We start from the raw sequence: 24,464 nt of genomic DNA on the forward strand, positions 1-24,464 counted from the left end.
CGGTCATTGCCGAAACCGACTGGCCATGAACTGAGACCGCCAAGCGCACGCGCAGCGTCACAGCGGTACAGGGAGAAAGCCGGCACAGCCCTGCCCAGATTGGTGGATGCGCAAGCTGATCGGCATTTATGGTGTGGAAGTCGGGGATTGTGCCGCGGCAATGCAGGCAAGGCTGGCCACGACGACTAGTAGAGCGGCTGCAATCGGCCGATTCTGTTGAAAAAGTCCCTTTGCGATTTTTGACCACGAAATAGCGTTGACTACGTTGAAATCTGACTCGCTCAGAAGGCGGAGCTGCGTTGGTTTTTACGTAGCAACGCCAGAAATGAGTGATTGTTGAGCTGCCGAAAAGCAGCTCCCTCGGAGACCGACTTTTTCAACAGAATCGGCCAGAAGGAGACGTTGGCGAAGGGCTGGATGCCGCCACAGCTACCCCTCAGATTTGGGCGGTTGATGCTCAAGGGGAACGACTAGCCTGAAGAAAAAGCAGGGCCATTGCACTACGTTTCCGTATGAGTGAGCGCATGTTTGATCCCCGGAGCCTATAGTCAAGGCCTTAGCTAAGAGGGAGGGCAGCAGGTGCCAGAACTCAGCACGCTTGTTCGAGAGATGGCATGGCCCCTTGCAATCCTGATCGCGTGGATGGCCGGCGAAGTAGCTTTCCGCTGGGTACGCCTGTCGCGCATCAGTATTTACGGCCTCACTGGATTCCTCTTGGCAGGGCCTCAATTTGGCCTGCTGCCAAGCTCACTGGAGCCGGAGATCTTTCTGCTGGCACATATCGCCTTCGGCTTGATCCTGTTCGAGGCGGGCTATCGATTCAACCTTCGCTGGTTGCGAACCAACCCATGGCTTGGTCTCACCTGCTTGGCCGAGGCAAGCCTGACGTTTGGGGCGGTATATCTGCTAGCCATTGCATTTGACACGGCTCACCTCACGGCACTATTGCTGGCATCAATCTCAATGGCTACTTCACCGGCCACAGTGTTACGGGTAATTAACGAACAGTGCGGCTCCGGCCAAGTCAGCGAACGCTTGATTCACCTCGCAGTCCTCAATTCCGTATTCGCAATTATTGTTTTCAAGGTCGTAGTCGGTCTATTGGTTTTCCACACATCTGAAAACATCTGGGATGCCACTTCTACTAGCCTGCTCCTCTTGCTGCTCTCCGCCCTGACAGGGATTATTTTTGGACTGCTTATACCGATACTACTTCGCTGGCTGGGCCGAGCAACTCACGACGCCACACTGGCTTTTGCAATAGCAGTAATCGCTTTAGTAGCTTTAGCTCATGCTTTAAAGCTTTCTCCCGTACTGGCAACACTCACCTTTGGACTTACTGCGCGCCACCGTCGCATTGTCATGAGCCAGACGCAGAGAAACTTTGGCCCCCTAGGTGATCTACTGGCCGTTTTTCTGTTTGTATTTATCGCTGCCACACTTGAGTGGGATGTTGTAGTGGCTGGCCTGGGTTTTGGCTTGTTGTTAGTTCTGACGCGCGCACTGGCCAAGCTCACCGGCGTGTTACTGTTCGCGAACTTGAGCGGAATTTCTTTATACAAAGGGCTTTTGTTGGGTATCGCTTTAGGCCCTTTTGCGGCATTCGTGATCCTGGTTTTGGAGCAAACACGTTACCTGGGTATAAATCTCTTCGACCAATTAGCTCCCCTGGCAGCTGCTGCCTTAGTTATGGAGATTTTGGGGCCATTGCTCACACAGGGAACTCTGGTACTCGCTCATGAGGTGCAGATAAGGAGGGGAGACTGACATGCCGCTAGAGGCGTTCAAGCAGTCGTCGGCACTCAGTCTGGGTGTCGAGTTAGAGTTGCAGTTGGTTAGTCTGAGCAATTTCGACTTAATCGCTGCAAGCCCCGACTTGCTTTCCTTGCTGCAGCGCAAAGCCTTTCCTGGGAATGTTGTGCCAGAAGTCACGGAAAGCATGATCGAGGTATCCACGGATGTGCACTACGCATATGGCAGTCTACTGACGCAGCTGTGCCAGATGAGAAATATCCTCGTCCACGCTGGCGATCAACTGAACATTGGGATCTGTGGCGGCGGCACCCATCCGTTCCAATTATGGTCGGAGCGTCGGATCTTTGAGAAGCCCAGGTACCGTGAGGTCTCTGCACTCTATGGTTACCTTATTGAGCAGTTCACCGTGTTCGGCCTGCATATCCATGTAGGCTGCCGGAGTGGCAGCGATGCTCTGTATTTGTTACATGCACTCAATCGCTACGTGCCGCAGTTCATCGCACTTTCAGCATCTTCACCTTTTGTACAGAGACGGGATACCCTCTTTAACTCAGCACGATTGAATTCAATTTTTTCCTTCCCGCTCAGCGGTCGGGCACCGTTTATTCTGGATTGGGACAATTTCTCCAATGAATTCTTTTCCAAGATGGAGCGCACTGGCGTCGTTAAGAGCATGAAGGATTTTTACTGGGACATCCGCCCAAAGCCTGAGTATGGGACCTTAGAGTTACGTGTCTGCGATATGCCATTGTCGGTGGAGCGAGCGGCAGCATTAGCCTGCTACCTGCAGTGTCTGTGCCGGCACTTATTTGAGCGCGGTGAGAAGGCACCAATTGAGGATGACTATCTGGTTTACAACTACAACCGGTTCCAGGCATGCCGCTTTGGACTTGACGGCGTTGTCGTACACCCCAGGAGCTATGATCGAATTTCTCTTCGCGAGGATATTCTGACAACAGTTCGGCAGCTGCAGCCACAGGCCGAGGCTTTAAGCTGTGGCGCAGCACTTGAGCTTATTTACCGAATTACTCATGAGGAGAACGACGCGACCCTACTTCGTCGCGAACACCAGGCTCGCGGCAGTGTGGAGGGCATGGTTGATGCAGCACTTGAATACTTTCGCCGCAATGAAAATTAAGCTTTTTCTCTCTTGATATCACCTCAGCCGTGTATACCAAGATGGTGGTGCCCCAGCCTGTTATAACTTAGAGACAAGTAAATACCCCTGAAACCCGTAAATACCTGATAACAGCTTCTGGCCGGTTTCTACCGCTCCCCACCGACAGCGTTGAGTTGGTAGCTGCCCTCTACCCAGCCCCAACGCGGGTGTGCCGGTCGCACCATCAACCCCATAGCACTGGCCAGCACTTCGCGCCTAAAGCCACTCCCACAGAAGTGCTGACAGGCAGCCGCACAGCCCCTCAAATCGGCGGCGCCGAGCGCAGCATCACCGACTTCAGGGCGAAGGCCGACTTGATTCCGGCCACGCCGGGGATGCAGGTCAGGGTGTGGGTGAGGAAGGCCTGGTAGGCGGCCAGGTCCTTGACCACCACGCGCAGCATGTAGTCGGCGTCGCCGGTCATCTGGAAGCAGCTCATCACCTGCGGTGCCTCGACGATGCGCTCCTCGAAACGGGCGAGGTAGTCGCCGGTCTGCTTTTCTAAGGAGACAGAGACGAACACGCTCATCGCCCCGGACAGGCGCTCCTCGTCGAGGCGCGCAAAATAGCCCTGGATGTAGTGCTCGTCTTCCAGGCGACGGACCCGGCGCAGGGTCGGGGTCATCGACAGGCCGACTTTCAGGGCCAGGTCGCGCCAGCTCATGCGGCCATCCTCGGCCAGCGCGCGGAGGATTTTCAGGTCGATGCGGTCAAGTTCGGACATGGCGGCAGGCTTCTACGATTATTGGTTTTATTAGTTAAAACATACTAATACAGCCAGGCAAACCTAGTGACTTTGGAGCAAAAAACTAGCAGTCGAAGCATATACTGAAATCACAAGAACAACGACGAGGGCCTCACCATGAGTGATGTCACGCACACCCGCCTCCCCTGCCGCACCCGCCGCGCGCATGCCCTTTGCGCCTCCGTCCAGCCAGACATGCTGCACCCGCCCAGTCCGCCGTCACGCTGCTGATCCGTTCCCGATCACTTTTGACTGGAGGCACCATGACTGACTACGCGCCCTTGCGCCTGCACGTGCCGGAGCCCACCGGGCGACCGGGCTGCAAGACCGATTTCTCCTACCTGCACCTGTCCGCCGCCGGCACCGTGCGCAAGCCGGCCATCGACGTGGAACCCGCCGCCACCAGCGACCTGGCCTACAGCCTGGTGCGCGTGCTCGACGAGCAAGGCAACGCCGTCGGCCCGTGGGACCCGAAACTGAGCAGCGAGCAACTGCTGCGCGGCCTGCGCGCGATGCTCAAGACCCGCATCTTCGACGCGCGCATGACCACCGCGCAGCGGCAGAAGAAGATGTCCTTCTATATGCAGTGCCTGGGCGAGGAAGCCATCGCCACTGCGCACACCCTGGCCCTGCAGGACGGCGACATGTGTTTCCCGACCTATCGCCAGCAGGGCATCCTGATCGCCCGCGACTACCCGCTGAAGGAGATGATCTGCCAGCTGTTGTCCAACGAGGCCGATCCGCTCAAGGGCCGCCAGCTGCCGATCATGTACTCCAGCCGCGAGTACGGCTTCTTCTCGATTTCCGGCAACCTGGCCACCCAGTTCATCCAGGCGGTGGGCTGGGCCATGGCCTCGGCGATCAAGGGCGATACCAAGATCGCCTCGGCCTGGATCGGCGACGGCGCCACCGCCGAGTCGGACTTCCACACCGCCCTCACCTTCGCCCACGTCTACCGCGCGCCGGTGATCCTCAACGTGGTCAACAACCAGTGGGCGATCTCCACCTTCCAGGCCATCGCCGGCGGTGAAGGCACCACCTTCGCCAACCGCGGCGTCGGTTGCGGCATCGCCTCGCTACGGGTCGACGGCAACGACTTCCTGGCCGTCTACGCCGCCTCCCGCTGGGCCGCCGAGCGTGCCCGGCGCAACCTCGGGCCGAGCCTGATCGAATGGGTGACCTACCGCGCCGGCCCGCACTCGACCTCGGACGACCCGTCGAAATACCGCCCGGCCGACGACTATGCGCACTTCCCGCTCGGTGACCCGATCGCCCGCCTGAAGCAGCACATGGTCGCTCTGGGCATCTGGTCCGAAGAACAGCACGAAGCGCTGCACAAGAAGCTGGAAGGCGAAGTGCTGGCCGCGCAGAAGGAGGCGGAAAGCCACGGCTCGCTGGTCGACGGCCATGTCTTCAGCGCCGCCAACATGTTCGAGGATGTCTACAAGGAGCTGCCGGAGCACCTGCGCCGGCAGCGCCAGGAGCTGGGGGTATGACCGCCATGACGACGCAACACGAGAACACCCAAGCCGTCACCAGCATGACCATGATCCAGGCGCTGCGCTCGGCGATGGACGTGATGCTGGAGCGCGACGACAACGTGGTGGTGTTCGGCCAGGACGTCGGCTACTTCGGCGGCGTGTTCCGCTGCACCGAAGGCCTGCAGCAGAAGTACGGCACCTCGCGGGTGTTCGACGCGCCGATTTCCGAGAGCGGCATCATCGGCGCCGCCGTGGGCATGTGCGCCTACGGCCTGCGCCCGGTGGTGGAGATCCAGTTCGCCGACTATGTGTACCCGGCCTCCGACCAGCTGATCTCCGAGGCGGCGCGCATCCGCTACCGCTCGGTCGGCGACTTCACCGTGCCGATGACCGTGCGCATGCCCTGCGGCGGCGGCATCTACGGCGGGCAGACGCACAGCCAGAGCCCGGAAGCGATGTTCACCCAGGTCTGCGGCCTGCGCACGGTGATGCCGTCCAACCCCTACGACGCCAAGGGCCTGCTGATCGCCTGCATCGAGAACGACGATCCGGTGATCTTCCTCGAACCCAAGCGCCTGTATAACGGCCCGTTCGACGGCCACCACGACCGTCCGGTAACGCCCTGGTCCAAGCACGCGGCCAGCCAGGTGCCGGAGGGTTACTACAAGGTGCCGCTGGACAAGGCCGCCATCGCCCGCCCCGGCAACGCACTGACCGTGCTGACCTACGGCACCATGGTCTACGTGGCCCAGGCCGCCGCCGAGGAGACCGGCGTGGATGCCGAGATCATCGACCTGCGCAGCCTCTGGCCGCTGGACCTGGAGGCCATAGTCAGCTCGGTGAAAAAGACCGGGCGCTGCGTGATCGCCCACGAGGCCACCCGCACCTGCGGCTTCGGCGCCGAGCTGATGGCGCTGGTGCAGGAGCACTGCTTCCACTACCTGGAAGCGCCCATCGAACGGGTCACCGGCTGGGACACGCCCTACCCGCATGCCCAGGAGTGGGACTACTTCCCGGGGCCGGCGCGGGTCGGCGCGGCATTCAAGCGCGCAATGGAGGTCTGAATGGGTACCCATGTGATCAAGATGCCGGACATCGGCGAAGGCATCGCCGAAGTCGAGCTGGTGAAGTGGTATGTGCAGGTTGGCGAGACCGTGGCCGAGGATCAGACCCTGGCCGATGTGATGACCGACAAGGCCATGGTGGAAATCCCCTCGCCAGTGGCCGGCACGGTGCTGGCCCTGGGCGGCACGCCGGGCCAGGTGATGGCCGTCGGCAGCGAACTGATCCGCCTGGAAGTGGCCGGTGCCGGCAACGCCAAGGCCGGCGCACCCGCACCTAGCGCGGCGCTACCTGTAGAACAACCGAAGAGTTACTTGTGTTGCTGATAATCTTGCGACTAACAGTCTTACTCCACAAGCACCCACACGAATTGCTTGATTCAAGTTGTTAAAGAGCGTTTCGGCGAAGTCTTTCGTCTCAACCGAGGCCGCGCATTCTACAGCAGCCTTTCTTTCTGTCAACCAGTTTCGAAGAATTTTTCTTTTCTTCTCAACCGCTTGCGCCTCCGATCTGCCTTACGCTTCACATCAGCGGGAGGCGAATTCTACAGCGTTCAAAGCCGCTGTCAACCACCTCTTTCCAACCTCTTCAGCTCTTTCGAACCGAAGCACCGACAGGATCAAACCACCGCCCTGTCAGGCCGGCGCATTCTACTCGAATCCGCCGCCAGCACAACCTTTATTTTCGTCTAACTCTTTGTTTAGCAAGGAGTTTTCAGATCAGGCCGCGCCGGAAGAGGTGCGCATTATAGGCTTGGGAAATTGGCCGTCAACACTTTATTGCGCCGCCTTCGTCACCCCAGCCAAATGACCCGATAAGCGGCCCGCCAGGGCCGGCAGACGCAACAACAGCAGCACAACACCAATGACCGCATAGAGCAGCCACTCTCCAATATCCGAGCGTACAACCCACAGCATATGCAGCAAGGCCAGGCCCAGGATGAAATAGACGAGCCTATGCAACTGCCGCCAGCGCTTACCCAGTCGCCGAATGCTGTACTGATTGGACGTCAGCGCCAAAGCCAGCAGGCCAGTAAAGGCCAGAACCCCGACAATGATGTAAGGCCGCTCACGCAGATCATCGAGCAACTGGGCAAAGTCCAGCCCGAGAAGAAACAGCAGGTAGCCACAGACATGTAGCAACACATAACTGAAGCACCACAACCCCAATTGCCGGCGCACCGCAATCCAACCACCCCAGCCCGTCAGGCGGCGCAACGGAGTCATCGCCAGCGTCAGCAACAGGATAATCAGCGCCCCCAGCCCGAGCCGGTCAACCAGCGTCTTGCCAGGATCGGCACCCAGCGACTGCATCAACCCCTGATAGAGCCACAGCAGCAGGGGACATAGCGTCGCGACGAATACAGCCAACCGCCAGTTTCGATAGCGCATCAATAGTACCTCCGCAGGTCGAGGCCACTGTAGAGCGCGGCCACTTCGTCATAACCGTTGAACAACCGGGTCGGAATCACATTCGGACGGAACAGGCTGCCCGGCAGGCGGCGCTCATTGGCCTGACTCCAGCGCGGGTGATCGACGCCCGGATTGACGTTGGCATAAAAGCCGTACTCGTCAGGCGCCAAGCCTTCCCAGGTGGTTCTCGGCTGCTCCTCAAGCAAGCTGATGCGCACAATCGACTTGATGCTCTTGAAGCCATACTTCCACGGCACGACCAAGCGCAGCGGTGCGCCATTCTGGTTCGGAAGCACACGCCCGTAGAGCCCAACCGCCAGGATGGTCAACGGGTGCATGGCCTCATCCATTCGCAGGCCCTCAACATAAGGCCAGTCGATCAGGGAAAAACCGGAACGCACCCCCGCCATCTGCTCGGCTGCAACCTTGGTTTCAAAGCGTACGTATTTGGCCTGCCCCGTCGGTTCAGCCAGCTTGAGCAGCGCAGACAGAGGGAAGCCCAGCCAGGGGATCACCATCGACCAACCCTCGACACAGCGCAGCCGATAGATACGCTCCTCCAACTGATGCGGCCCGACCAGCCCCCCCAAGGACACCAACCCCGGCTTGGCGACCGCCCCATCGATCATCACCGCCCACGGTTCCACTTCGAGTTTGTCGGCATAACGCGCGGGGTCGCCCTTGCTGGTACCGAACTCATAGAAGTTGTTGTAGTGGGTGACATCCTTGAACGGGGTCAACGCCTCTTCACCGGGAGTTATCGCCCCCCAGCGCACTTCGGCAAGCTTGTCGGCGAACCAGGCGGGAGCCGCAGCGGGCTCGACATCGACATAGCGCTGGCTTTCGGCCCGCAGCGGCAAAGCGCCCATAGCCGCCAGACCACCGGCAGCAATCATGAACCTGCGGCGTGATAGATAGACGGCTTCCGGGGTGACGTCGGATTCGCGTTCAGCAGATGTGGGAGGGCTTTTGATCAGCATGATGGCTCCGCGGTTAAGGACGGCTGATGCGCCAATAGACCGCGGAGCCGGCAGGAAATTACATCACTGCGCAGCTTTGCGGCGACGCAGTTGCAACAGGTATTGCACCGGGCCGGAGGCGGCATAGGCCACGAAGATCAGCAGCAGGATGCGCGGCGGATCGCTGAAGACCACGGCAAACACCAGCACCACGATCAAAATGGCCACGAAGGGCACGCGCCCCTTGAGGTCGAGATCCTTGAAGCTGTGGTACTTGATATTGCTGACCATCAGGGTACCAGCAGCCGCGACCAGCAAGGCGACCACGAAGGCCATGTTCGAGCCCTTGATGCCGAAGTCACTGAACGCCCACACGGTACCAGCCACCAGGGCTGCCGCGGCAGGACTGGCCAGGCCGATGAAGAAGCGCTTGTCGGCCTTGCCGACCATGGTATTGAAACGCGCCAGACGCAGCGCCGCACCGGCGACATAGATGAAGGCCACCATCCAGCCGACCTTGCCCAGACTGCCCAGCGCCCATTCGAAGGCGACCAGCGCCGGCGCCACGCCGAAGGCGACCATGTCTGACAGCGAGTCGTATTCGGCACCGAATGCGCTCTGGGTATTGGTCAGGCGCGCCACCCGCCCATCCAGGCCGTCGAGCACCATGGCCACGAAGATGGCGATGGCGGCATGATCGAACTGCCCGTTCATGCCATTGACGATGGCGTAGAACCCGGAGAACAGGGCAGCAGTGGTGAACAGGTTGGGCAACAGATAGATGCCGCGATGACGAACCTTGCGGCCTTCGGCGTCCTGCCCTTCTTCCACATGTTCATCGATGGGCAGGAGGCTCTCCTCTTCGGGGGCCTTGCCGGATTCCTCGGGACGTTCGTTCATGAACAATACCTTGCAACGGTTTGATTGGACTTCGACCGGAGCCGGCGAGCCAGGTTCGCCAGCGCCCTGCAAACGAATGGGCTTTATACCAGAAGCCCGCAGCGAGCATAAAAAAACGCGGCCGGAGCCGCGTCTTTTTCGAGCGTCGAAAGACCTTAGTTCTTGGTCTTGTCAACGATCTTGTTGGCGGAGATCCACGGCATCATCGCACGCAGCTTCTCGCCGACCACTTCGATGCCGTGAGCGGCATTGTTGCGGCGGTAGGCGGTCATCGACGGGTAGTTGGCCGCACCTTCGGTGATGAACATCTTGGCGTATTCGCCGTCCTGGATGCGCTTCAGAGCGTTGCGCATAGCCTGACGGGATTCGGCGTTGATGACTTCCGGACCGGTCACGTACTCGCCGTACTCGGCGTTGTTGGAGATCGAGTAGTTCATGTTGGCGATGCCGCCTTCGAACATCAGGTCGACGATCAGCTTCAGCTCGTGCAGGCACTCGAAGTAGGCCATTTCCGGCGCATAACCGGCTTCAACCAGGGTATCGAAACCGGCCTTGACCAGCTCGACGCAACCGCCGCAGAGAACGGCCTGCTCGCCGAACAGGTCGGTTTCGGTCTCGTCCTTGAAGGTGGTTTCGATGATGCCGGTACGACCGCCACCGACGCCGGCGGCGTAGGACAGGGCGACGTTCTTGGCGTTGCCGGAAGCGTCCTGGTAGATGGCGATCAGGTCAGGGATGCCGCCGCCTTTGACGAACTCGGAACGCACGGTGTGGCCCGGGGCTTTCGGCGCGATCATGATCACGTCGAGGTCGGCACGCGGTACGACCTGGTTGTAGTGGATCGAGAAACCGTGGGAGAAGGCCAGGGTAGCGCCTTTCTTGATGTTCGGCTCGATCTCGTCCTTGTACAGACGGCCCTGGAATTCGTCCGGGGTCAGGATCATCACCAGGTCAGCGTTGGCAACAGCAGTGGCCACGTCGGTCACTTTCAGGCCATGGGCTTCGGCCTTGGCAACGGTAGCGGAGCCCTTGCGCAGACCGATGGTGACGTCGACACCGGAGTCCTTCAGGTTGCACGCCTGGGCGTGGCCCTGGGAACCGTAGCCGATAACGGCAACTTTCTTGCCCTGGATGATCGAGAGGTCGCAGTCTTTGTCGTAGAAAACTTTCATGGTCTTGGCTCTTTTGGATCGAATGGGGGAGGTGCACAGCACCGCTACGGAGGCACCTTAAGCGATCCGTTCCATTGCGTAAAATGATATATTTGCAATACAACGTGCCGATATATGAAACGATTATGGATAGCCACGCACTCAGGCTTTTTCTTTCCTTGGCAGACAACCTGCACTTCGGCAAAACCAGCCGCGAACAGCACGTCAGCCCTTCGGCCCTCAGCCGCAGTATCAAGCAACTCGAGGACGAGCTCGGCGCCCCGCTATTCCTGCGCGACAACCGCTCGGTTCGCCTGACCCGCGAGGGCCAGCAGTTTCGCCAGTACGCCCAGGACGTGATGAACGGCTGGCAGGCCATCCGCCAGACATTCAAACAGGACCAACAGATCCTGCACGGCGAGCTCTCCCTGTATTGCTCGGTCACGGCCAGCTACAGCTTTCTGTACGACATTCTCAGCAGCTTCCGCCAGAACTACCCGCGCATCGAAATGAAGCTGCATACAGGGGATCCGGCAACGGCTGTCGAGCGCGTGCAGCAGGAACTGGAAGACCTGGCCATCGGCGCTCGCCCGGACAACCTGCCGGCCGACGTCGCGTTCCAGCCCATCGCCCGCTCCGAGTTGCGCTTCATCGGCCCACAGTCATCCCAACTGCTCAGCGACGAACAGTTGAAGCACCCCAGCGCCGAGAACTGGCGGGACGTACCGATGATCCTGTCGGAAGAAGGACTCGCGCGGACTCGCACCGACCGCTGGCTGAAGAGCCACAACATCAAGCCGCGTATCTATGCCCAGGTGAGCGGCAACGAAGCCATCGTCAGCATGGTGAGCCTGGGGTTCGGTATCGGCGTGGTACCGCAGATCGTCCTGGATAACAGCCCGCTGACCGCGCGCATCCGCATCTACGACATCCAGCCGCCACTGACCGCGTACGACATCGGCCTGTTCGCCCTGCAAAAGCGCCTCAAGGATCCGCTGATCGCCGCCTTCTGGAACCGCCAGAAGTAAAAAGCCCCGCACTGGGCGGGGCTTTCTTTTGCAACATGACGATCAGATACTCAGGACCTTGTCGCCACGGGCAATGCCGGTGACACCACTGCGCACGGTCTCCAGGATCGACGCGGTGCCGATGGCCTGGATGAAGCTGTCCAGCTTGTCGCTGGTACCGGTCAACTGAATGGTGTAAACGCTGCTGGTTACGTCGACGATCTGCCCACGGAAGATGTCGGTGGTGCGCTTGACCTCGGCGCGCTGGGCGCCGGTGGCCTTCACTTTCACCAGCATCAGCTCGCGCTCGATGTGGGCGCTTTCCGACAGGTCCACCAGCTTGACCACTTCGATCAGCTTGTTGAGGTTCTTGGTGATCTGCTCGATCACATCATCGTGGCCTACGGTGGTCAGCGTCAGACGCGACAGGGTCGGGTCCTCGGTCGGCGCCACGGTCAGGCTTTCGATGTTGTAGTTGCGCTGGGAGAACAGGCCAACCACGCGCGACAGGGCACCGGGTTCGTTTTCCAGCAACAGGGAGATGATATGGCGCATGTTCAGGTCCGCTCCGTCTTGCTCAGCCACATGTCACGCATGGCACCGCCGCGAATCTGCATCGGGTACACGTGCTCGCTGGTGTCCACGGCGATATCGAGGAACACCAGGCGGTTCTTCATGGCGAAGGCTTCTTCCATCTTCGGCTTGAGGTCTTTCAGGTCGGTGATGCGCATGCCCACGTGACCATAGGCCTCGGCCAGCTTGACGAAGTCCGGCAGCGATTCCATGTAGGAGTGCGAATAACGGCTGCTGTACTGCATGTCCTGCCACTGGCGAACCATGCCCAGGGCACCGTTGTTCAGGTTGACGATCTTCACCGGCAGGTCGTACTGCAGGCAGGTCGACAGCTCCTGGATGTTCATCTGGATGCTGCCTTCGCCGGTGACGCAGGCCACGTCGGCCTCCGGGAAGTTCAGCTTGACGCCCATGGCCGCCGGGAAGCCGAAACCCATGGTGCCCAGACCACCGGAGTTGATCCAGCGGTTCGGCTTGTTGAAGCGGTAGTACTGCGCCGCGAACATCTGGTGCTGGCCCACGTCGGAGGTGATGAAGGCATCGCCCTTGGTCACTTCGCTGAGGGTCTCGATCACGGTCTGCGGCTTGATGATGCTGCCGTCACCCTCGTTATAGGGGAACAGGCGGCCACTGCCGCGCCACTCGTCGATCTGCTTCCACCAGTTGGCGACGGTCTCCTTGTTCGGGGTCTCGCCGATTTCCTTGAGGATGGCAACCATCTCGGTCAGCACGCTGTCCACCGGACCAACGATCGGGATGTCGGCCTTGATGGTCTTGGAGATCGAAGCCGGGTCGATGTCGATGTGGATGATCTTGGCGTTCGGGCAGAACTTGGCGCCGGTCTCGCCGTTGATCACACGGTCATCGAAACGCGCACCGACCGCCAGGATCACATCGGCGTGGTGCATGGCCAGGTTGGCGGTGTAGCTGCCGTGCATGCCGAGCATGCCGACGAACTGGCGATCGCTGCCGGGGAAGGCGCCAAGGCCCATCAGGGTATTGGTCACCGGGATATTGAGCATCTTGGCCAGCTCGGTCAGCGGCTCGGAAGCGCCGCCCATGATCACGCCGCCGCCGGAGTAAAGCACCGGGCGCTTGGCCGCCAGGAGCATCTCGGCCGCCTTGCGGATCTGCCCGGAGTGACCACGGGTAGCCGGACTGTAGGAGCGCAGCTTGACCTTCTTCGGGTAGCTGTACTCGAACTTCTGCGACGGATCGCCCATGTCCTTGGGAATATCCACCACCACCGGGCCGGGGCGACCGGACTGGGCGAGATAGAAGGCCTTCTTGATCACTTCGGGGATTTCCGAAGGATGCTTGATGATGAAGCTGTGCTTCACGATCGGACGGGAAATGCCGACCATGTCGGTTTCCTGGAAGGCATCGGTACCGACCACGGTGCTGGGCACCTGACCGGAAATGATGACCATCGGAATCGAGTCCATGTAGGCGGTAGCGATACCGGTAATGGCATTGGTCGCGCCTGGACCGGAGGTCACCAGCACCACGCCGGGCTTGCCGGTGGCGCGGGCATAGCCGTCGGCCATATGGGTGGCGGCCTGCTCGTGACGCACCAGGATATGGGTCACTTCCGGCTCTTTGAACAGGGCATCGTAGATGTGCAGGAGGGCACCGCCCGGGTACCCATAGATGTACTTCACGCCTTCGTCACGCAACGAGCGGACGACCATTTCAGCGCCGGATAAAAGCTCCACGTTGTTCACCTCTAGAACGCCAGATTACCACCCGTCAACGAGTGGTCCTTGAAGTAGGTCTTACAGGTCAGCAAACAGGCGGCGACTGTGGTCGCGGATACTACGAGGTCTGCTTGACGTGTAGCGGAACGGCCCAATCTTGCGGGGCCCCTCCTTCCCAGCGCGAGGTAACGCGTTGCGGGTGTAACGGGGTCGGCACGGGTAGCGCCTTTTTTCGCTGAGCTGGAGGACACTTGCGGCGGACTCCACTACAGCAGAGCCTGGGATTGTTCTGATTCGTGCACACTAAGTCAAGTTATCGCGCACGGAAACTTCGTCTGATAGCTGTGATGCGGCGCAGGATGACGTTTGCCGGGTTTTGGTTATAGTAGCCACCAGGTTCCGCAGCCAATACAAGGACACAACATGCGTCGCATGATTCTCACGGGCAGCCTGCTGCTCGCCCTGAGCGCTACTGCCTCGGCCGGCCAGATCTACAAATGGGTAGACGCCCAGGGCAACACGCACTTCGGCGCGCAGCCGCCCGAGGGCCAAGCGGCAGCGCAGGTGAACCCCAATGTCTCGCAGCCCAAGCTGCCCGCCGCCCCAGCAGCCAAGCCGGCAGAGCAGCCCACTGCCACGACCGAGCAGGAGGCGATTGATAGCAAGGTGAAAAAGGATGTGGCCAAGCAGGAAGCCGAGCTCAAGGCATATTGCGAAACCGTACGCACCAACCTGGCCCAACTGCGGAACAATCCACGGGTGCGCGTCGAAGCCGATGGCCAACTGCGCCGCCTGAACGAGGAAGAACGTCAGGCAAAGATCAGCGAAAGCGAGAAAGCCATCGCCGAAAACTGCCAGTAAGTCGCCGAACCTCGCGCCTCAGCCCGCCTCGCCGATCAACCGATCGAACTCGCCCAGCGCATCGAGCAGGGCGAGCACTCGCCCCTCCTGCCCCACATAGACCTGCTCGGCCATGAACCGGATACCCGACGCACGGGGCAACGGGCCGGCCGATTCGACCAGCGCCTTCATCCGCAACAGGAACACCCACTGCAGCCACGCCTCGAACGGCAGGGTATCCACGCAGAAAGGTTCCTGACTGGCCAGCGCTTCGTCTGAAGGCGGCGTCTCCATCCACCAGCCGAGCACGCGCAACTCACGCTCGATCAGCAGCAGCTGCTGGGCTATCGCCGGCAAGCGCGCATCCATCACAAGTTGACCTTGGCCCGCTCGCGCGCCTGGGCGGCACCAGCCGGGTCACCCTGACGCTCACGCGCCTGGGCAATCAAGCCCCACAGGCCAGCCTGCAGCGCCGGACGACCACTGGCCAGGGTCAGGCCACGACGGGCGAACTGCTCGGCCTGGGCCGCATCACCCTGGGCCAGGCGCACCTCGGCCAGGCGATACAGCACCTGCGGCTCGCGCGGCGCAATGCGCTGGGCACGCTCCAGGCTGGAGGCGGCACCATTCAGATCGCCACTGCTCTGCTGCTGCTGGGCAGTGGTCAGCAGCGCCAGCACCGGGCCATCGAGCTGCTCGTCCGCAGTCAGGCTGCCGCCGGAAGGAATGCCGCTGGGCATGCTCGGCGCGCTGGGCTGGTAGCTGCCCGCCGTAGAAATCGGCCCGCTGCTCAACGGCGCCGAACTGATACTGGAAGGCATGGAACTGCTGCCGTCCGGATAGGTCTGCAGCGGCGCCGAGGAAACCCCGCCCGGCACCATGACCACCACACCGGAGTCCTGCGGCAGGCTCTGCGCCTGTGCCGCCGCAGTGGCCGGCGGGTAATCGCCCGCCCCCTGCTCATCCGCCTGCAACGAACCGCTGGCATCCACGACCGGGATCGAACCCCGCTGCACAGTGGTACAACCGCTCAACACCGTCGAGGCTACAACCGCGCACAACCACCACTTGCTCATTCGTTTCCTCACTCTGGGCAGACTCAGTCGAGCCAGCCGCGTACCCAATCCATTACCGCCTCATCCGGCGCCATGCCACAGGCTGCGCCCGGGGCCGGCTCGCTGCCGCGAATATACGGCATCTGTACCGCATTCGGACAACCCGGCGCCGAGCCCTGCCCTGTCGCGGCATCCACCCAGGCCAGGGTGACATTGTCCGGCTGCGGCATGTCCAGCGGCAGCGGGTCGGCCTTGGCCATCAGCCCGGTCCACACCTGCAGCGCACCGGTGGCACCGGTCAGCGGCGTCTTGCCGTTATCGTCACGACCGAGCCAGACCACCGCCAGCAGATCCTGGCTGAACCCGGCGAACCAGCTGTCGCGCGAGTCGTTGCTGGTACCGGTCTTGCCGGCCAGGGTCAGCGACGACGGCAGCTGGCTGTACACCGAGCGCCCGGTACCCTCGCGCATCACCCGCTGCATGGCGTTCTGGGTGAGGTAGATGGCACCGGCATCGAAGCGCTGCTGAATCTGGAAGGGATAGCGCTTGAGCGGTTCGCCTTCGGCCGTCAGCACGCTGCGAATGCCGCGCAACGGCGTATTGAAGCCGCCATTGGCCAGGGTCTGGTACATGGTCGCCACTTCCATCGGACTCAGCGCTCCCGCGCCCAGCAGCATCGACGGGTAAGCCGGCCACTCGCGATCCACGCCCAGGCGCTCAAGGGTTTTGAGTACATTCGGCACGCCCAGTTCCAGGCCGAGCTTGGCAGTCGACAGGTTGTAGGAGTTGGCCAGGCCCTGGTACAGGTAGATAGTGCCGTGGGCCTTGTGATCGTAGTTCTGCGGGCGCCAGACCTGGCCGTCCTGGCCCTTCACCGAGAACGGCTCGTCGGCCAGCCAGCTGGTCAGGGTGTACTGGCTGGGCCGCTCCAGCGCCGTCAGGTAGACCGCCGGCTTGATCAGCGAGCCGATCGGCCGCACCGCATCCAGGGCCCGGTTGAAGCCGGCGAAGCGCGGCTGACGACTGCCGAGCATGGCCTGGATCTCGCCATTCTCCGGATTGGTCACCACCATCGCCGCCTCGACCTCGTCCACCCCCTTGCGTCCACCCAGGCGCTTGAGGGTCTCGCTCAGCGCCGCCTCGGACTTGAGCTGCAGGATCGGGTCGAAGCTGGTGAAGATGCGCAACCCTTCCTCGGTCAGGTCCTCGTCGCGGTAATCTTCGCGCAGCTGGCGCTTGACCAGATCGAGGAAGGCCGGGAACGAACTGTCGGCCAGGCTGCCGCGCTGGGTCACGCCCAGCGGCTGCTGCTTGGCATGAGCCACCAGTTCGGCACTGACCACGCCCTGCTGTTCGAGCAGATCGAGCACCAGATTGCGCCGCTCCAGGGCGCGCTCGGGGAAACGCCGCGGGTTGAAATAGGTCGGCCCCTTGACCATGCCGACCAGCAGCGCGACCTGGTGCAGCTTCAGCTCGCCCAACGGCTGGCTGAAGAAGTACTGGCTGGCCAGGCCGAAGCCATGCACCGCGCGCTGACCGTCCTGGCCGAGGAACACCTCGTTGAGGTAGGCCTCGAGGATTTCCTTCTTGTCGTAGTGCAGTTCCAGCAGGACCGCCATCATCGCTTCGGTGGCCTTGCGGGTCAGGCTGCGCTCGCTGGTCAGGTAGAAGTTCTTGACCAGCTGCTGGGTCAGGGTGCTGCCGCCCTGGCGCAATTGCCCGGCGGTGGCGTTGATCCACACGGCGCGGGCGATGCCCTTGGGCGAGACGCCGAAGTGGCCGAAGAAGTCGCGGTCTTCCACCGCCACCAGGGTTTCCACCAGATAGGGCGGAGCCTGCTCCAGCTTGATCAGGATGCGGTCTTCATGGTGCGCCGGGTACAGGCCACCGATCAGCAAGGGCTCCATGCGCGCCACGTCGAGCTTGCTGCCGTTGCCCTGGTTGAGCCCGGCCACATAGGCGCCGGAGAAGCGCACGCGCAGGCGCTGCGCCGGTTCGGCGCCTTCATAGAACTGGAAGCCGCGGGTATGCAGGTCGACCACGTTGCCGTTGACCACCGCCGCACCCGGGCCGTCGGCCGCGCTTTCGCGGCGGTAGCCGAGGGCATCCAGCTCGGTGAGGAAGTCCTGCTTGGCCAGCTTCTGCCCGACGAACAGCTCCAGCGGCCGCGCGTAGACCTTGGCCGGCACGGTCCAGCGCTTGCCGGAGAACTTCTCCTGCACCACGGCATCCAGGTACACGGCGAAGCCGGCGAGCACGACCAGGCCGACCAATGCCAGTTTGAGAGCCCAGCCAAGCCAGGGACGGGAGACGCCGGAGCGGCGTTTGGCGCTTTTGCGCGGAGTACGGGAACGAGTCATGGCGCGGCATTATACGCACTTTGCCGAGGCCCAACAGGCGCGCCCCGGCGGTTTGCAGAGCGCCTCACAGCGGCCATAATGCCGCTTCCGAAACACCCGAAAAGCAAGGAATGACCGTGAGCCAAGCCCTGATTGCCGCCCTGCAGAACCCGGCCCTCTACCCCCACCCGGTGGAAGGGTTCCAGGTCATCGAGACGCACATCTCCTGGGTGCTGCTCACCGGCCCCTTCGCCTACAAGATCAAGAAGCCGGTCAACTTCGGCTTCCTCGACTTCACCGGCCTGGACGCCCGCCAGCATTTCTGCGGCGAAGAACTGCGCCTCAACCAGCGCCTGACCCAGGGTCTGTACCTCGACGTGCTGCCGATCACCGGCAGCGAGAGCACCCCGCAGCTCGGCGGCGACGGCCCGGTCATCGAATACGCCCTGAAGATGCGCCAGTTCCCGCAGAGCCAGCTGCTCAGCGCCGCGCAGGCGCGTGGCGAACTGAGCGCCGCGCATATCGACGCCCTGGCCAGGCAGATCGCCGACTTCCACGGCCGCACCCCGGCCGTGCCCGCCAGCCACCCGCTGTGCTCGCCGACCGCGATCATGGCGCCGATGCGGCAGAACTTCGAACAGATCCGCCCGATGCTCGACGAAGCCGCCGACCTGCGCCAGGTCGACGCCCTGGAAGCCTGGACCGAAGCCAGCTTCGCCCGCCTGGAGCCACTGCTGGCCCAGCGCGCGGGCAACGGCTCGATCCGCGAATGCCACGGTGACATCCACCTGGGCAACGCCACCCTGCTGGACGGCCAGGTGGTGCTGTTCGACTGCATCGAGTTCAACGAACCGTTCCGCCTGATCGACATCGCCTCGGACGCCGCCTTCCTCGCCATGGACCTGGAAGACCGCGGCCTCAAGGGCCTGGCCCGACGTTTCGTCAGCGCCTGGCTGGAACACAGCGGCGACTATGCGGCGCTGGAGCTGCTCAACTTCTACAAGGCCTACCGCGCCCTGGTGCGGGCCAAGGTCGCCCTGTTCAGCCTGGCGCACCAGAGCGACGCCGAACAGCGCGCCGCCACCCTGCGCCAGTACCGCAACTACGCCAACCTGGCGGAAAGCTACAGCGCCATCCCCACCCCGTTCCTGGCCATCACCACGGGCGTCTCGGCGGTCGGCAAGAGTCACGTGGCCATGCGCCTGGTCGAGGCCCTGGGCGCCATCCGCATCCGCTCCGACGTCGAGCGCAAGCGCCTGTTCGGCGACCAGCCGGCCGCCGCCCGGGGTGAGCTGCATGCCGGCATCTACAGCGCCGCGGCCAGCAGCGCCACCTACCAGCGCCTGCACCAACTGGCCGAACAGGCCCTGCACGCCGGTTTCCCGGTGGTGCTCGATGCCGCCTACCTCAAGCGCGCCCAGCGCGCCGCCGCCTGGCAGGTCGCCGAACAGAACGGCGATCCCTTCCTGATCCTCGACTGCCAGGCGCCGCAGGCGGTGATCGCCGGCTGGCTGCAGCAGCGCCAGAGCGAAGGCAACGACCCCTCCGATGCCACCCTGGAAGTGATCGCGGCCCAGCAGGCCAGCCGCGAGGCCCTCGACGAGGACGAACAGGCGCACAGCAAGCGCGTCGACACCCACGACAGCGCCAGCCTGGACAGCCTGGTCGAGCGCATCCGCCAGCGCCTGCCCGGGCTCTGAGCGCGCACTCCGGGCAGGCCGGCGCACAGCTTCTATACTGGCGTCGAACCCTGCCCGGAGCCCTCCATGAGCCAGCCACGCCAGCTCGATTGCCCGCTGTACCGCCTGATCCACTCGGAGCAAGTGCGCGACTTCAACGCGCAAAAGCCCAAGGACAAAACGGTCGACCTCAAGGGCGGCGATTTTCGCGGTATCGACCTGCGCCTGCTGGATGCCGCCGGCATCGACTTCTCCGACGCCTACTTCCGCGGCACCGACCTGCGCGGCCTGGACCTGCGCCAGGCCTGCCTGGAGGGCGCCAGCATCGCCCATGCGCAGATCTCCGGGGCCTACTTCCCGGCCGAGCTGAGCGCCGACGAGATCCTCATGTCGCTCAACTTCGGCACCCGCCTGCGCTATCGCACGCGCTGAGCCCGGCCATGAGCGAAGTCGCCCGCCTGTTCGGCGCTCGCGCCGACGCCTATGCCAGCTTCCGCCCGCACTACCCGGCCGCCCTGTTCGACTGGCTGGCGGCCAACAGCCCCGGCCATGCGCGCGCACTCGACATCGCCTGCGGCAGTGGCCAGGCCAGCCGCCCGCTGCGCCACCACTTCCGCCAGGTGCTGGCCTGCGACGGCAGCGTCGAGCAGCTGCGCGCCGCCACCGACCTGCACGGCATCGCCTGCTTCGCCGCCAGCGCCGAGGCCCAACCTCTGGCCGATGCCAGCCTCGACCTGATCGTGGTCGCCCAGGCCCTGCACTGGTTCGCCACCCCGGCCTTCTTCGCCGAAGTGCGGCGCCTGCTCAAGCCCGACGGCCTGTTCTGCGCCTGGTGCTACGGCCTGCTGCGCATCGACAGCCCGCTGGATGCCGTGCTCGACGACTTCTACCAGCGCACTCTCGGCCCCTACTGGCCGCCCGGGCGGGCCAGCGTCGACGCCGGCTATCGCGATATCCAGGCGCCGTTCCCGTGCCTGCAGCCGCCGCCCTGCGCCATCGAATTGCAGTGGGATCTGCCGCAGCTGCTCGGCTACCTCGGCACCTGGTCGGCCGTGCAGCGCCTGCAGCAGGCCAGTGGCCGCGACCCGCTGCGCGAACTGCGCCCGCGCCTGGAGGAAATCTGGGCTGACCCAGGTCAACGGCGTTTTGTCCGCTGGCCGCTACACTTCCTTGCAGGTTTGCCCAATAACACTCATCAGTAGCTGCGCAGCAACGCACGGAGGCGCAATGAACGATGAACTACAACACCTGAAAAACCTCGGTAAGACCTCGGCGCAATGGCTGCATGCCGTTGGCATCCACAGCGCCAGCGACCTGCGCCGCCTCGGCGCGGTGGACGCCTATCGAGCCGTGCGCGCGCGCGGCTTCCGCGCCTCCAAGGTGCTGCTCTATGCCATCGAAGGGGCACTGCTGGATGTGCACTGGAGCGAATTGCCACCCGCGCACAAGGCCGAACTCAACGGCAAGGTCGACTCCCTCGCCCCAAGCAACAAGAGCTAGCTCACAACCTCCAAGCGCCGCGATTTACCTGGCGGGCGGCGCCCTCTATTGTTGCCGGGACGTGCGTGCCTTATCGTCAGTCCAGCCAGTTCAAGGAATTTGAGTCATGTACCTACTCGGGGAGCAACCGGCCTACGCCGACCAGCTGATCCAACGCTTGCAGAGCATTCCTGCACAGCTGCTCGAAGGCCTGCAGCCCAGCGGCGCGCCCTTGCGTCTCGAACAGGTCGAAGACCTTGCGCAGATCCTGCCCGGCAACCAGCTGTACATCATCAACAACGGCCTGCTGCATGCGCTGGTCGACGAGCGCCCGCTGTTCTACCTGCAGGAAGGCGACCTGGTCGGCCTGCGCCAGGGCCACGACCTGCCCAGCTGCCGCTACAGCAGCGAAGAGCAACTGACCCTGACGCCCTACTCCCGCGCCGATGTATTCCGCCACATCAACGCCAGCGAACAGCGCCAGGAGCTGCTGATCCAGTACCTGATCGGCCATACCGCCCTGCTTTCCGACGCCCTGGCGCGCCTCAAGCAGCCGGAACTGCGCCCGTCCACCGGCTTCCAGCATTTCGCCGCCGGCGAAGAGCTGATCCACCAGGGCGACGAGGCCGACCATGTCTTCGTCATCATCGAAGGCCACGCCGAAGCCCATGTCGACGGGCAGAAGGTCGGCGACGTGCAGAAGGACGAGATCTTCGGCGCCATGGCCGTGTTCACCCGCGAGAAGCGCAGCGCCACGGTGATCGCCAGCGAGCCCTGCACCGTCATGGTCATCCCCAAGGACCAGTTCCTCAGCCTGATGCAGAGCAACCCACGGATCGCCCACAGCCTGATCGAGAGCATGGCCCGGCGCATCGACCTGCTGAACAAGGAAGTCACCCAGCTGCGCCTGCAGCGCGAACCGGCCTGAGGCTTCAGCGAGAACCCCAGCAACCCCGGCCGCGCGCCGGGGTTTGTTTTTCCGGGGTTTCGCCAATCAGTCGAAAATAATTCTCATCTAGGCATTGACGAGAAAATGAGAATTGTTATTATTACCGCAACTGGTCGCGAGATCAGCCGATAAGCTCAAGAGACCACGCAGTCGGACTCTTTAGATTATCTCCTCATCAGGCTAATCACGGTTATTGACCCGGCACCTTGCCGGGTCTTTTTTTGCCCGCGAGAAAGTCGGCCGGCCCGGCATTCCCAGGCCTGCGCCTTCGTGCCAGCATGGTGGCAGGCCACTGCCACGGGAGCCCCAGCATGTCCAGCGCCCCAGCCACTCTCGCGCAGCTGCAAGCCCTGCACGAGCAGGGCTTCGTGCTGTTGCCCGGCGTCCTCGACGGCCGTCAGATCGCCGAACTGCACCAGGCCATCGACGCCCTGCGCCCGCAGCACTGGGACTACTCCGGCCTGCTCGACCACTACAAATGCGTGTTCAACCGCGACCCGCTGTGGCTGCCCTACCTCGACCTGCCCGGAGTGATCGAACTGGCCGAGGTGGCGCTGGGCAGCGACTGCCACATCATCGGCCAGACCGCCTGGCGCAGCCATCCGGGCTTCATCGGCAGCGAGCTGCACCTCGACTACCTGGTGATGGAGCTGCCGCCCGCCCTGCTCGCCGACCCGAGCTTCCAGCTGCCGATGCAGATCTGCACCGCCCAGCTCTACCTCGACGACATCGATGCCGAGCTCTGCCCCACCCGGGTCATCCCCGGCAGCCACCGCGCCGGGCGCCAGCCGGCCCCCGGGGAAAGCGCCTGGCAGGGGCGCCCGCTCGAACCGGTGCTGTGCCGGGCCGGCGACGTGCTGTTTTTGCGCAGCGAGCTGTGGCACGCCGGCAGCCGCAACCTCAGCCCCACGCGCAGCCGCTACCTGCTGCAGGTCCACTACGGCCGGCGCATGGTCGCGCAGAAGTTCTCGCCCTACCTGGAGTGGCGCTTCAACCCCGCGGTGCTCGCCGCCTGCACGGCACGGCAGCGGCGCCTGCTGGGCGAGCATGTCGAGGCTGAGTACGACTAGCACCTATATTTCCCCTGGACAGGGCCGCGGCCCTGGTCAAACGTTTTAATCGGGCCATCCGCGCCCAGCCGGCGACGTACCCCCTGGAGGAAACATGCCCGGAGCGAACCGCATGGCCACACCCCGCAGGCCGCAGCGCCTGCTCTGCATCCTGCTCGGCCTGCTGCTGGGCGGCTGCGCCGCACTGCTGCCGCGCGACCCGTTGCACGTCGACCTGGTCGGCCTGGAGCCGCTGCCCGGCCAGGGCATGGAAATGCGCCTGGCCGTGGTCCTGCGGGTGCAGAATCCCAACGACCAGCCGCTCGACTTCGACGGCGCAGCCCTCGAACTGGACATCAACGACCAGCCACTGGCCAGCGGCGTGAGCGACCAGCGCGGCCAGGTGCCGCGCTACGGCGAGGCGCTGGTGCGCATACCGGTGAGCATTTCCGCGTTCTCCGCCATGCGCCAGGCCTGGGCCGCCGCCGGTTACCGGCAGGGCCAGGGGCTGCCCTACAGCTTGCGCGGCAAGCTGGCCGGCGGCCTGTTCGACGGCGCCCGCTTCAGCGACAGCGGCACCCTGAACTGGCCCCAACCGCTGCCCGCGCCCTGAGCCCAGCCCTCAGGCCACGCGGGCTCCAGGGCCGAGCGCGGCGCAAACCTGAAAAAACCGGCAAATCCTTATACAATATGCGGCTTTTAGTCCCCCGAACCGAGGATCCGCCGTGAGCACTTTGCCGCCCTGCCCCAAATGCAACTCCGAATACACCTACGAAGACGGCACCCAGCTGGTCTGCCCGGAGTGCGCCCATGAGTGGTCCGCCGATGGCGCGGCGCAAAGCGCGGACGAAGGCGCCAAGGTGATCAAGGATGCGGTCGGCAACGTGCTGCAGGACGGCGACACCGTCAGCGTGATCAAGGACCTCAAGGTCAAGGGTTCGTCCCTGGTGGTCAAGGTCGGCACCAAGGTCAAGGGCATCCGCCTGTGCGACGGCGACCACGACATCGACTGCAAGATCGACGGCATCGGCGCGATGAAGCTGAAGTCGGAATTCGTCAAGAAAGTCTGAGCCGTCACAGCCTGGCGACCCGCCCGGGTCGCCACTGCGCAAGTCTCCGCCAGTTTGTCTAGCATCAGCCCTACAGGCCCGCCACGGGGCCGCGCCTGGTGCC

Annotated in this window: 24 protein-coding genes and 1 pseudogene; 15 read left to right on the plus strand and 10 right to left on the minus strand. The window is 63.0% G+C overall.

What is annotated here, in order from left to right:
- The first annotated feature begins 579 nt into the window (after positions 1 to 579).
- A complete protein-coding gene (locus GV001_RS16640) occupies positions 580 to 1,767 on the plus strand; it encodes a cation:proton antiporter (protein ID WP_160081818.1) in 1,188 nt (395 codons plus the stop codon).
- Between the two features lies 1 nt (position 1,768).
- Positions 1,769 to 2,893 carry a YbdK family carboxylate-amine ligase gene (locus tag GV001_RS16645; protein WP_160081820.1) on the plus strand — a complete coding sequence of 375 codons (1,125 nt, stop codon included), beginning with the start codon at positions 1,769 to 1,771 and terminating at the stop codon, positions 2,891 to 2,893.
- A gap of 283 nt (positions 2,894 to 3,176) precedes the next feature.
- Here GV001_RS16645 and GV001_RS16650 read toward each other — a convergent pair whose 3' ends face one another.
- Positions 3,177 to 3,638 carry an Lrp/AsnC family transcriptional regulator gene (locus GV001_RS16650; RefSeq protein WP_160081822.1) on the minus strand — a complete coding sequence of 154 codons (462 nt, stop codon included), beginning with the start codon at positions 3,636 to 3,638 and terminating at the stop codon, positions 3,177 to 3,179.
- 284 nt (positions 3,639 to 3,922) lie between these two features.
- On the opposite strand from GV001_RS16650, the gene GV001_RS16655 reads away from it, so the two are divergent.
- The 3 genes and pseudogenes from GV001_RS16655 to GV001_RS16665 form a co-directional block, all read left to right on the plus strand.
- A complete protein-coding gene (locus tag GV001_RS16655; protein WP_160081824.1) occupies positions 3,923 to 5,155 on the plus strand; it encodes a 3-methyl-2-oxobutanoate dehydrogenase (2-methylpropanoyl-transferring) subunit alpha in 1,233 nt (410 codons plus the stop codon).
- The gene (locus tag GV001_RS16660; RefSeq protein ID WP_160081826.1) at positions 5,152 to 6,204 is read left to right on the plus strand and encodes an alpha-ketoacid dehydrogenase subunit beta; all 1,053 of its coding nucleotides are present in this window, start codon (positions 5,152 to 5,154) and stop codon (positions 6,202 to 6,204) included. Before GV001_RS16655 ends, GV001_RS16660 begins: the two co-directional genes overlap by 4 nt.
- Positions 6,205 to 6,510 (plus strand): annotated as a pseudogene (locus tag GV001_RS16665) (biotin/lipoyl-containing protein); the annotation flags it as partial.
- 468 nt (positions 6,511 to 6,978) lie between these two features.
- Here the strand turns inward: GV001_RS16665 and msrQ are convergent.
- From msrQ to ilvC, 4 genes are all read right to left on the minus strand, one after another.
- Positions 6,979 to 7,593, minus strand: a complete 615-nt coding sequence (msrQ, locus tag GV001_RS16670; protein WP_160081828.1) for a protein-methionine-sulfoxide reductase heme-binding subunit MsrQ — start codon at positions 7,591 to 7,593, stop codon at positions 6,979 to 6,981.
- Positions 7,593 to 8,594 (minus strand): protein-methionine-sulfoxide reductase catalytic subunit MsrP, encoded by a 1,002-nt coding sequence (gene msrP / locus GV001_RS16675; protein WP_160081830.1) that lies wholly within the window; start codon positions 8,592 to 8,594, stop codon positions 7,593 to 7,595. The genes msrQ and msrP overlap by 1 nt, the downstream gene beginning before the upstream one ends.
- 63 nt (positions 8,595 to 8,657) lie before the next feature.
- Positions 8,658 to 9,473 (minus strand): CDP-diacylglycerol--serine O-phosphatidyltransferase, encoded by an 816-nt coding sequence (pssA, locus tag GV001_RS16680; RefSeq protein WP_160081832.1) that lies wholly within the window; start codon positions 9,471 to 9,473, stop codon positions 8,658 to 8,660.
- Between the two features lie 155 nt (positions 9,474 to 9,628).
- On the minus strand, positions 9,629 to 10,645 hold the full coding sequence (gene ilvC, locus GV001_RS16685; protein ID WP_160081834.1) for a ketol-acid reductoisomerase: 1,017 nt from the start codon (positions 10,643 to 10,645) through the stop codon (positions 9,629 to 9,631).
- 125 nt (positions 10,646 to 10,770) lie between these two features.
- On the opposite strand from ilvC, the gene ilvY reads away from it, so the two are divergent.
- Positions 10,771 to 11,652, plus strand: coding sequence for an HTH-type transcriptional activator IlvY (gene ilvY / locus GV001_RS16690; RefSeq protein WP_160081836.1), 882 nt, complete (start codon positions 10,771 to 10,773; stop codon positions 11,650 to 11,652).
- Between the two features lie 42 nt (positions 11,653 to 11,694).
- On the opposite strand, the gene ilvN is transcribed toward ilvY, so the two are convergent.
- Both ilvN and GV001_RS16700 read right to left on the minus strand, forming a co-directional pair.
- The gene (gene ilvN / locus GV001_RS16695) at positions 11,695 to 12,186 is read right to left on the minus strand and encodes an acetolactate synthase small subunit (RefSeq protein WP_160081847.1); all 492 of its coding nucleotides are present in this window, start codon (positions 12,184 to 12,186) and stop codon (positions 11,695 to 11,697) included.
- A 2-nt stretch (positions 12,187 to 12,188) separates the two neighbouring features.
- Complete coding sequence (locus GV001_RS16700; RefSeq protein ID WP_160081849.1) at positions 12,189 to 13,919, minus strand: acetolactate synthase 3 large subunit; 1,731 nt, start codon at positions 13,917 to 13,919, stop codon at positions 12,189 to 12,191.
- A gap of 405 nt (positions 13,920 to 14,324) precedes the next feature.
- Here GV001_RS16700 and GV001_RS16705 point away from each other — a divergent pair, with 405 nt between their 5' ends.
- Positions 14,325 to 14,762: a DUF4124 domain-containing protein gene (locus GV001_RS16705; RefSeq protein ID WP_160081851.1), complete on the plus strand. Its 438-nt coding sequence runs from the start codon at positions 14,325 to 14,327 to the stop codon at positions 14,760 to 14,762.
- An 18-nt stretch (positions 14,763 to 14,780) separates the two neighbouring features.
- Here the strand turns inward: GV001_RS16705 and GV001_RS16710 are convergent, their stop codons facing one another.
- The 3 genes from GV001_RS16710 to mrcB are packed head-to-tail and all read right to left on the minus strand — an operon-like array spanning position 14,781 to position 18,156.
- The gene (locus GV001_RS16710; protein WP_160081853.1) at positions 14,781 to 15,110 is read right to left on the minus strand and encodes a YqcC family protein; all 330 of its coding nucleotides are present in this window, start codon (positions 15,108 to 15,110) and stop codon (positions 14,781 to 14,783) included.
- Positions 15,110 to 15,817: a M48 family metallopeptidase gene (locus tag GV001_RS16715; protein WP_160081855.1), complete on the minus strand. Its 708-nt coding sequence runs from the start codon at positions 15,815 to 15,817 to the stop codon at positions 15,110 to 15,112. The genes GV001_RS16710 and GV001_RS16715 overlap by 1 nt, the downstream gene beginning before the upstream one ends.
- Positions 15,818 to 15,840: 23 nt before the next feature.
- Entirely contained in the window at positions 15,841 to 18,156 is a 2,316-nt protein-coding gene (mrcB, locus tag GV001_RS16720; RefSeq protein WP_160081857.1) for a penicillin-binding protein 1B, read from the minus strand.
- Between the two features lie 116 nt (positions 18,157 to 18,272).
- Here mrcB and GV001_RS16725 point away from each other — a divergent pair, with 116 nt between their 5' ends.
- The 8 genes from GV001_RS16725 to GV001_RS16760 all read left to right on the plus strand — a co-directional run bounded on the left by GV001_RS16725 (position 18,273) and on the right by GV001_RS16760 (position 24,361).
- Complete coding sequence (locus GV001_RS16725; RefSeq protein ID WP_160081859.1) at positions 18,273 to 19,835, plus strand: bifunctional aminoglycoside phosphotransferase/ATP-binding protein; 1,563 nt, start codon at positions 18,273 to 18,275, stop codon at positions 19,833 to 19,835.
- Positions 19,836 to 19,901: 66 nt separating this feature from the next.
- On the plus strand, positions 19,902 to 20,246 hold the full coding sequence (locus GV001_RS16730; protein WP_160081860.1) for a pentapeptide repeat-containing protein: 345 nt from the start codon (positions 19,902 to 19,904) through the stop codon (positions 20,244 to 20,246).
- Positions 20,247 to 20,254: 8 nt separating this feature from the next.
- Complete coding sequence (locus tag GV001_RS16735; protein ID WP_160081861.1) at positions 20,255 to 21,016, plus strand: class I SAM-dependent methyltransferase; 762 nt, start codon at positions 20,255 to 20,257, stop codon at positions 21,014 to 21,016.
- A gap of 25 nt (positions 21,017 to 21,041) precedes the next feature.
- Positions 21,042 to 21,314, plus strand: coding sequence for a TfoX/Sxy family protein (locus tag GV001_RS16740; RefSeq protein ID WP_160081862.1), 273 nt, complete (start codon positions 21,042 to 21,044; stop codon positions 21,312 to 21,314).
- Between the two features lie 106 nt (positions 21,315 to 21,420).
- Complete coding sequence (locus GV001_RS16745) at positions 21,421 to 22,221, plus strand: cyclic nucleotide-binding domain-containing protein (protein WP_160081863.1); 801 nt, start codon at positions 21,421 to 21,423, stop codon at positions 22,219 to 22,221.
- 332 nt (positions 22,222 to 22,553) lie between these two features.
- The gene (locus GV001_RS16750; protein ID WP_160081864.1) at positions 22,554 to 23,312 is read left to right on the plus strand and encodes a phytanoyl-CoA dioxygenase family protein; all 759 of its coding nucleotides are present in this window, start codon (positions 22,554 to 22,556) and stop codon (positions 23,310 to 23,312) included.
- A 112-nt stretch (positions 23,313 to 23,424) separates the two neighbouring features.
- On the plus strand, positions 23,425 to 23,904 hold the full coding sequence (locus GV001_RS16755) for an LEA type 2 family protein (protein WP_160081865.1): 480 nt from the start codon (positions 23,425 to 23,427) through the stop codon (positions 23,902 to 23,904).
- Between the two features lie 112 nt (positions 23,905 to 24,016).
- Positions 24,017 to 24,361 (plus strand): zinc ribbon domain-containing protein YjdM, encoded by a 345-nt coding sequence (locus tag GV001_RS16760; protein WP_160081866.1) that lies wholly within the window; start codon positions 24,017 to 24,019, stop codon positions 24,359 to 24,361.
- Positions 24,362 to 24,464: the final 103 nt, after the last annotated feature.

The organism is Pseudomonas sp. 8AS (assembly GCF_902506505.1).
Lineage (GTDB): Bacteria > Pseudomonadota > Gammaproteobacteria > Pseudomonadales > Pseudomonadaceae > Aquipseudomonas.

Excerpts from the sequence above, each read along its gene's own strand:
- GV001_RS16645 (WP_160081820.1), top strand. The coding sequence starts at position 1,769 with ATGCCGCTAGAGGCGTTCAAGCAGTCGTCGGCACTCAGTCTGGGTGTC.
- GV001_RS16740 (WP_160081862.1), top strand. The coding sequence starts at position 21,042 with ATGAACGATGAACTACAACACCTGAAAAACCTCGGTAAGACCTCGGCG.
- pssA (WP_160081832.1), bottom strand. The coding sequence starts at position 9,473 with ATGAACGAACGTCCCGAGGAATCCGGCAAGGCCCCCGAAGAGGAGAGC.
- GV001_RS16660 (WP_160081826.1), top strand. The coding sequence starts at position 5,152 with ATGACCGCCATGACGACGCAACACGAGAACACCCAAGCCGTCACCAGC.
- mrcB (WP_160081857.1), bottom strand. The coding sequence starts at position 18,156 with ATGACTCGTTCCCGTACTCCGCGCAAAAGCGCCAAACGCCGCTCCGGC.
- GV001_RS16655 (WP_160081824.1), top strand. The coding sequence starts at position 3,923 with ATGACTGACTACGCGCCCTTGCGCCTGCACGTGCCGGAGCCCACCGGG.
- GV001_RS16735 (WP_160081861.1), top strand. The coding sequence starts at position 20,255 with ATGAGCGAAGTCGCCCGCCTGTTCGGCGCTCGCGCCGACGCCTATGCC.
- ilvC (WP_160081834.1), bottom strand. The coding sequence starts at position 10,645 with ATGAAAGTTTTCTACGACAAAGACTGCGACCTCTCGATCATCCAGGGC.
- msrQ (WP_160081828.1), bottom strand. The coding sequence starts at position 7,593 with ATGCGCTATCGAAACTGGCGGTTGGCTGTATTCGTCGCGACGCTATGT.
- GV001_RS16705 (WP_160081851.1), top strand. The coding sequence starts at position 14,325 with ATGCGTCGCATGATTCTCACGGGCAGCCTGCTGCTCGCCCTGAGCGCT.
- GV001_RS16750 (WP_160081864.1), top strand. The coding sequence starts at position 22,554 with ATGTCCAGCGCCCCAGCCACTCTCGCGCAGCTGCAAGCCCTGCACGAG.
- msrP (WP_160081830.1), bottom strand. The coding sequence starts at position 8,594 with ATGCTGATCAAAAGCCCTCCCACATCTGCTGAACGCGAATCCGACGTC.
- ilvY (WP_160081836.1), top strand. The coding sequence starts at position 10,771 with ATGGATAGCCACGCACTCAGGCTTTTTCTTTCCTTGGCAGACAACCTG.
- GV001_RS16745 (WP_160081863.1), top strand. The coding sequence starts at position 21,421 with ATGTACCTACTCGGGGAGCAACCGGCCTACGCCGACCAGCTGATCCAA.
- ilvN (WP_160081847.1), bottom strand. The coding sequence starts at position 12,186 with ATGCGCCATATCATCTCCCTGTTGCTGGAAAACGAACCCGGTGCCCTG.
- GV001_RS16710 (WP_160081853.1), bottom strand. The coding sequence starts at position 15,110 with ATGGATGCGCGCTTGCCGGCGATAGCCCAGCAGCTGCTGCTGATCGAG.
- GV001_RS16650 (WP_160081822.1), bottom strand. The coding sequence starts at position 3,638 with ATGTCCGAACTTGACCGCATCGACCTGAAAATCCTCCGCGCGCTGGCC.
- GV001_RS16755 (WP_160081865.1), top strand. The coding sequence starts at position 23,425 with ATGGCCACACCCCGCAGGCCGCAGCGCCTGCTCTGCATCCTGCTCGGC.
- GV001_RS16730 (WP_160081860.1), top strand. The coding sequence starts at position 19,902 with ATGAGCCAGCCACGCCAGCTCGATTGCCCGCTGTACCGCCTGATCCAC.
- GV001_RS16715 (WP_160081855.1), bottom strand. The coding sequence starts at position 15,817 with ATGAGCAAGTGGTGGTTGTGCGCGGTTGTAGCCTCGACGGTGTTGAGC.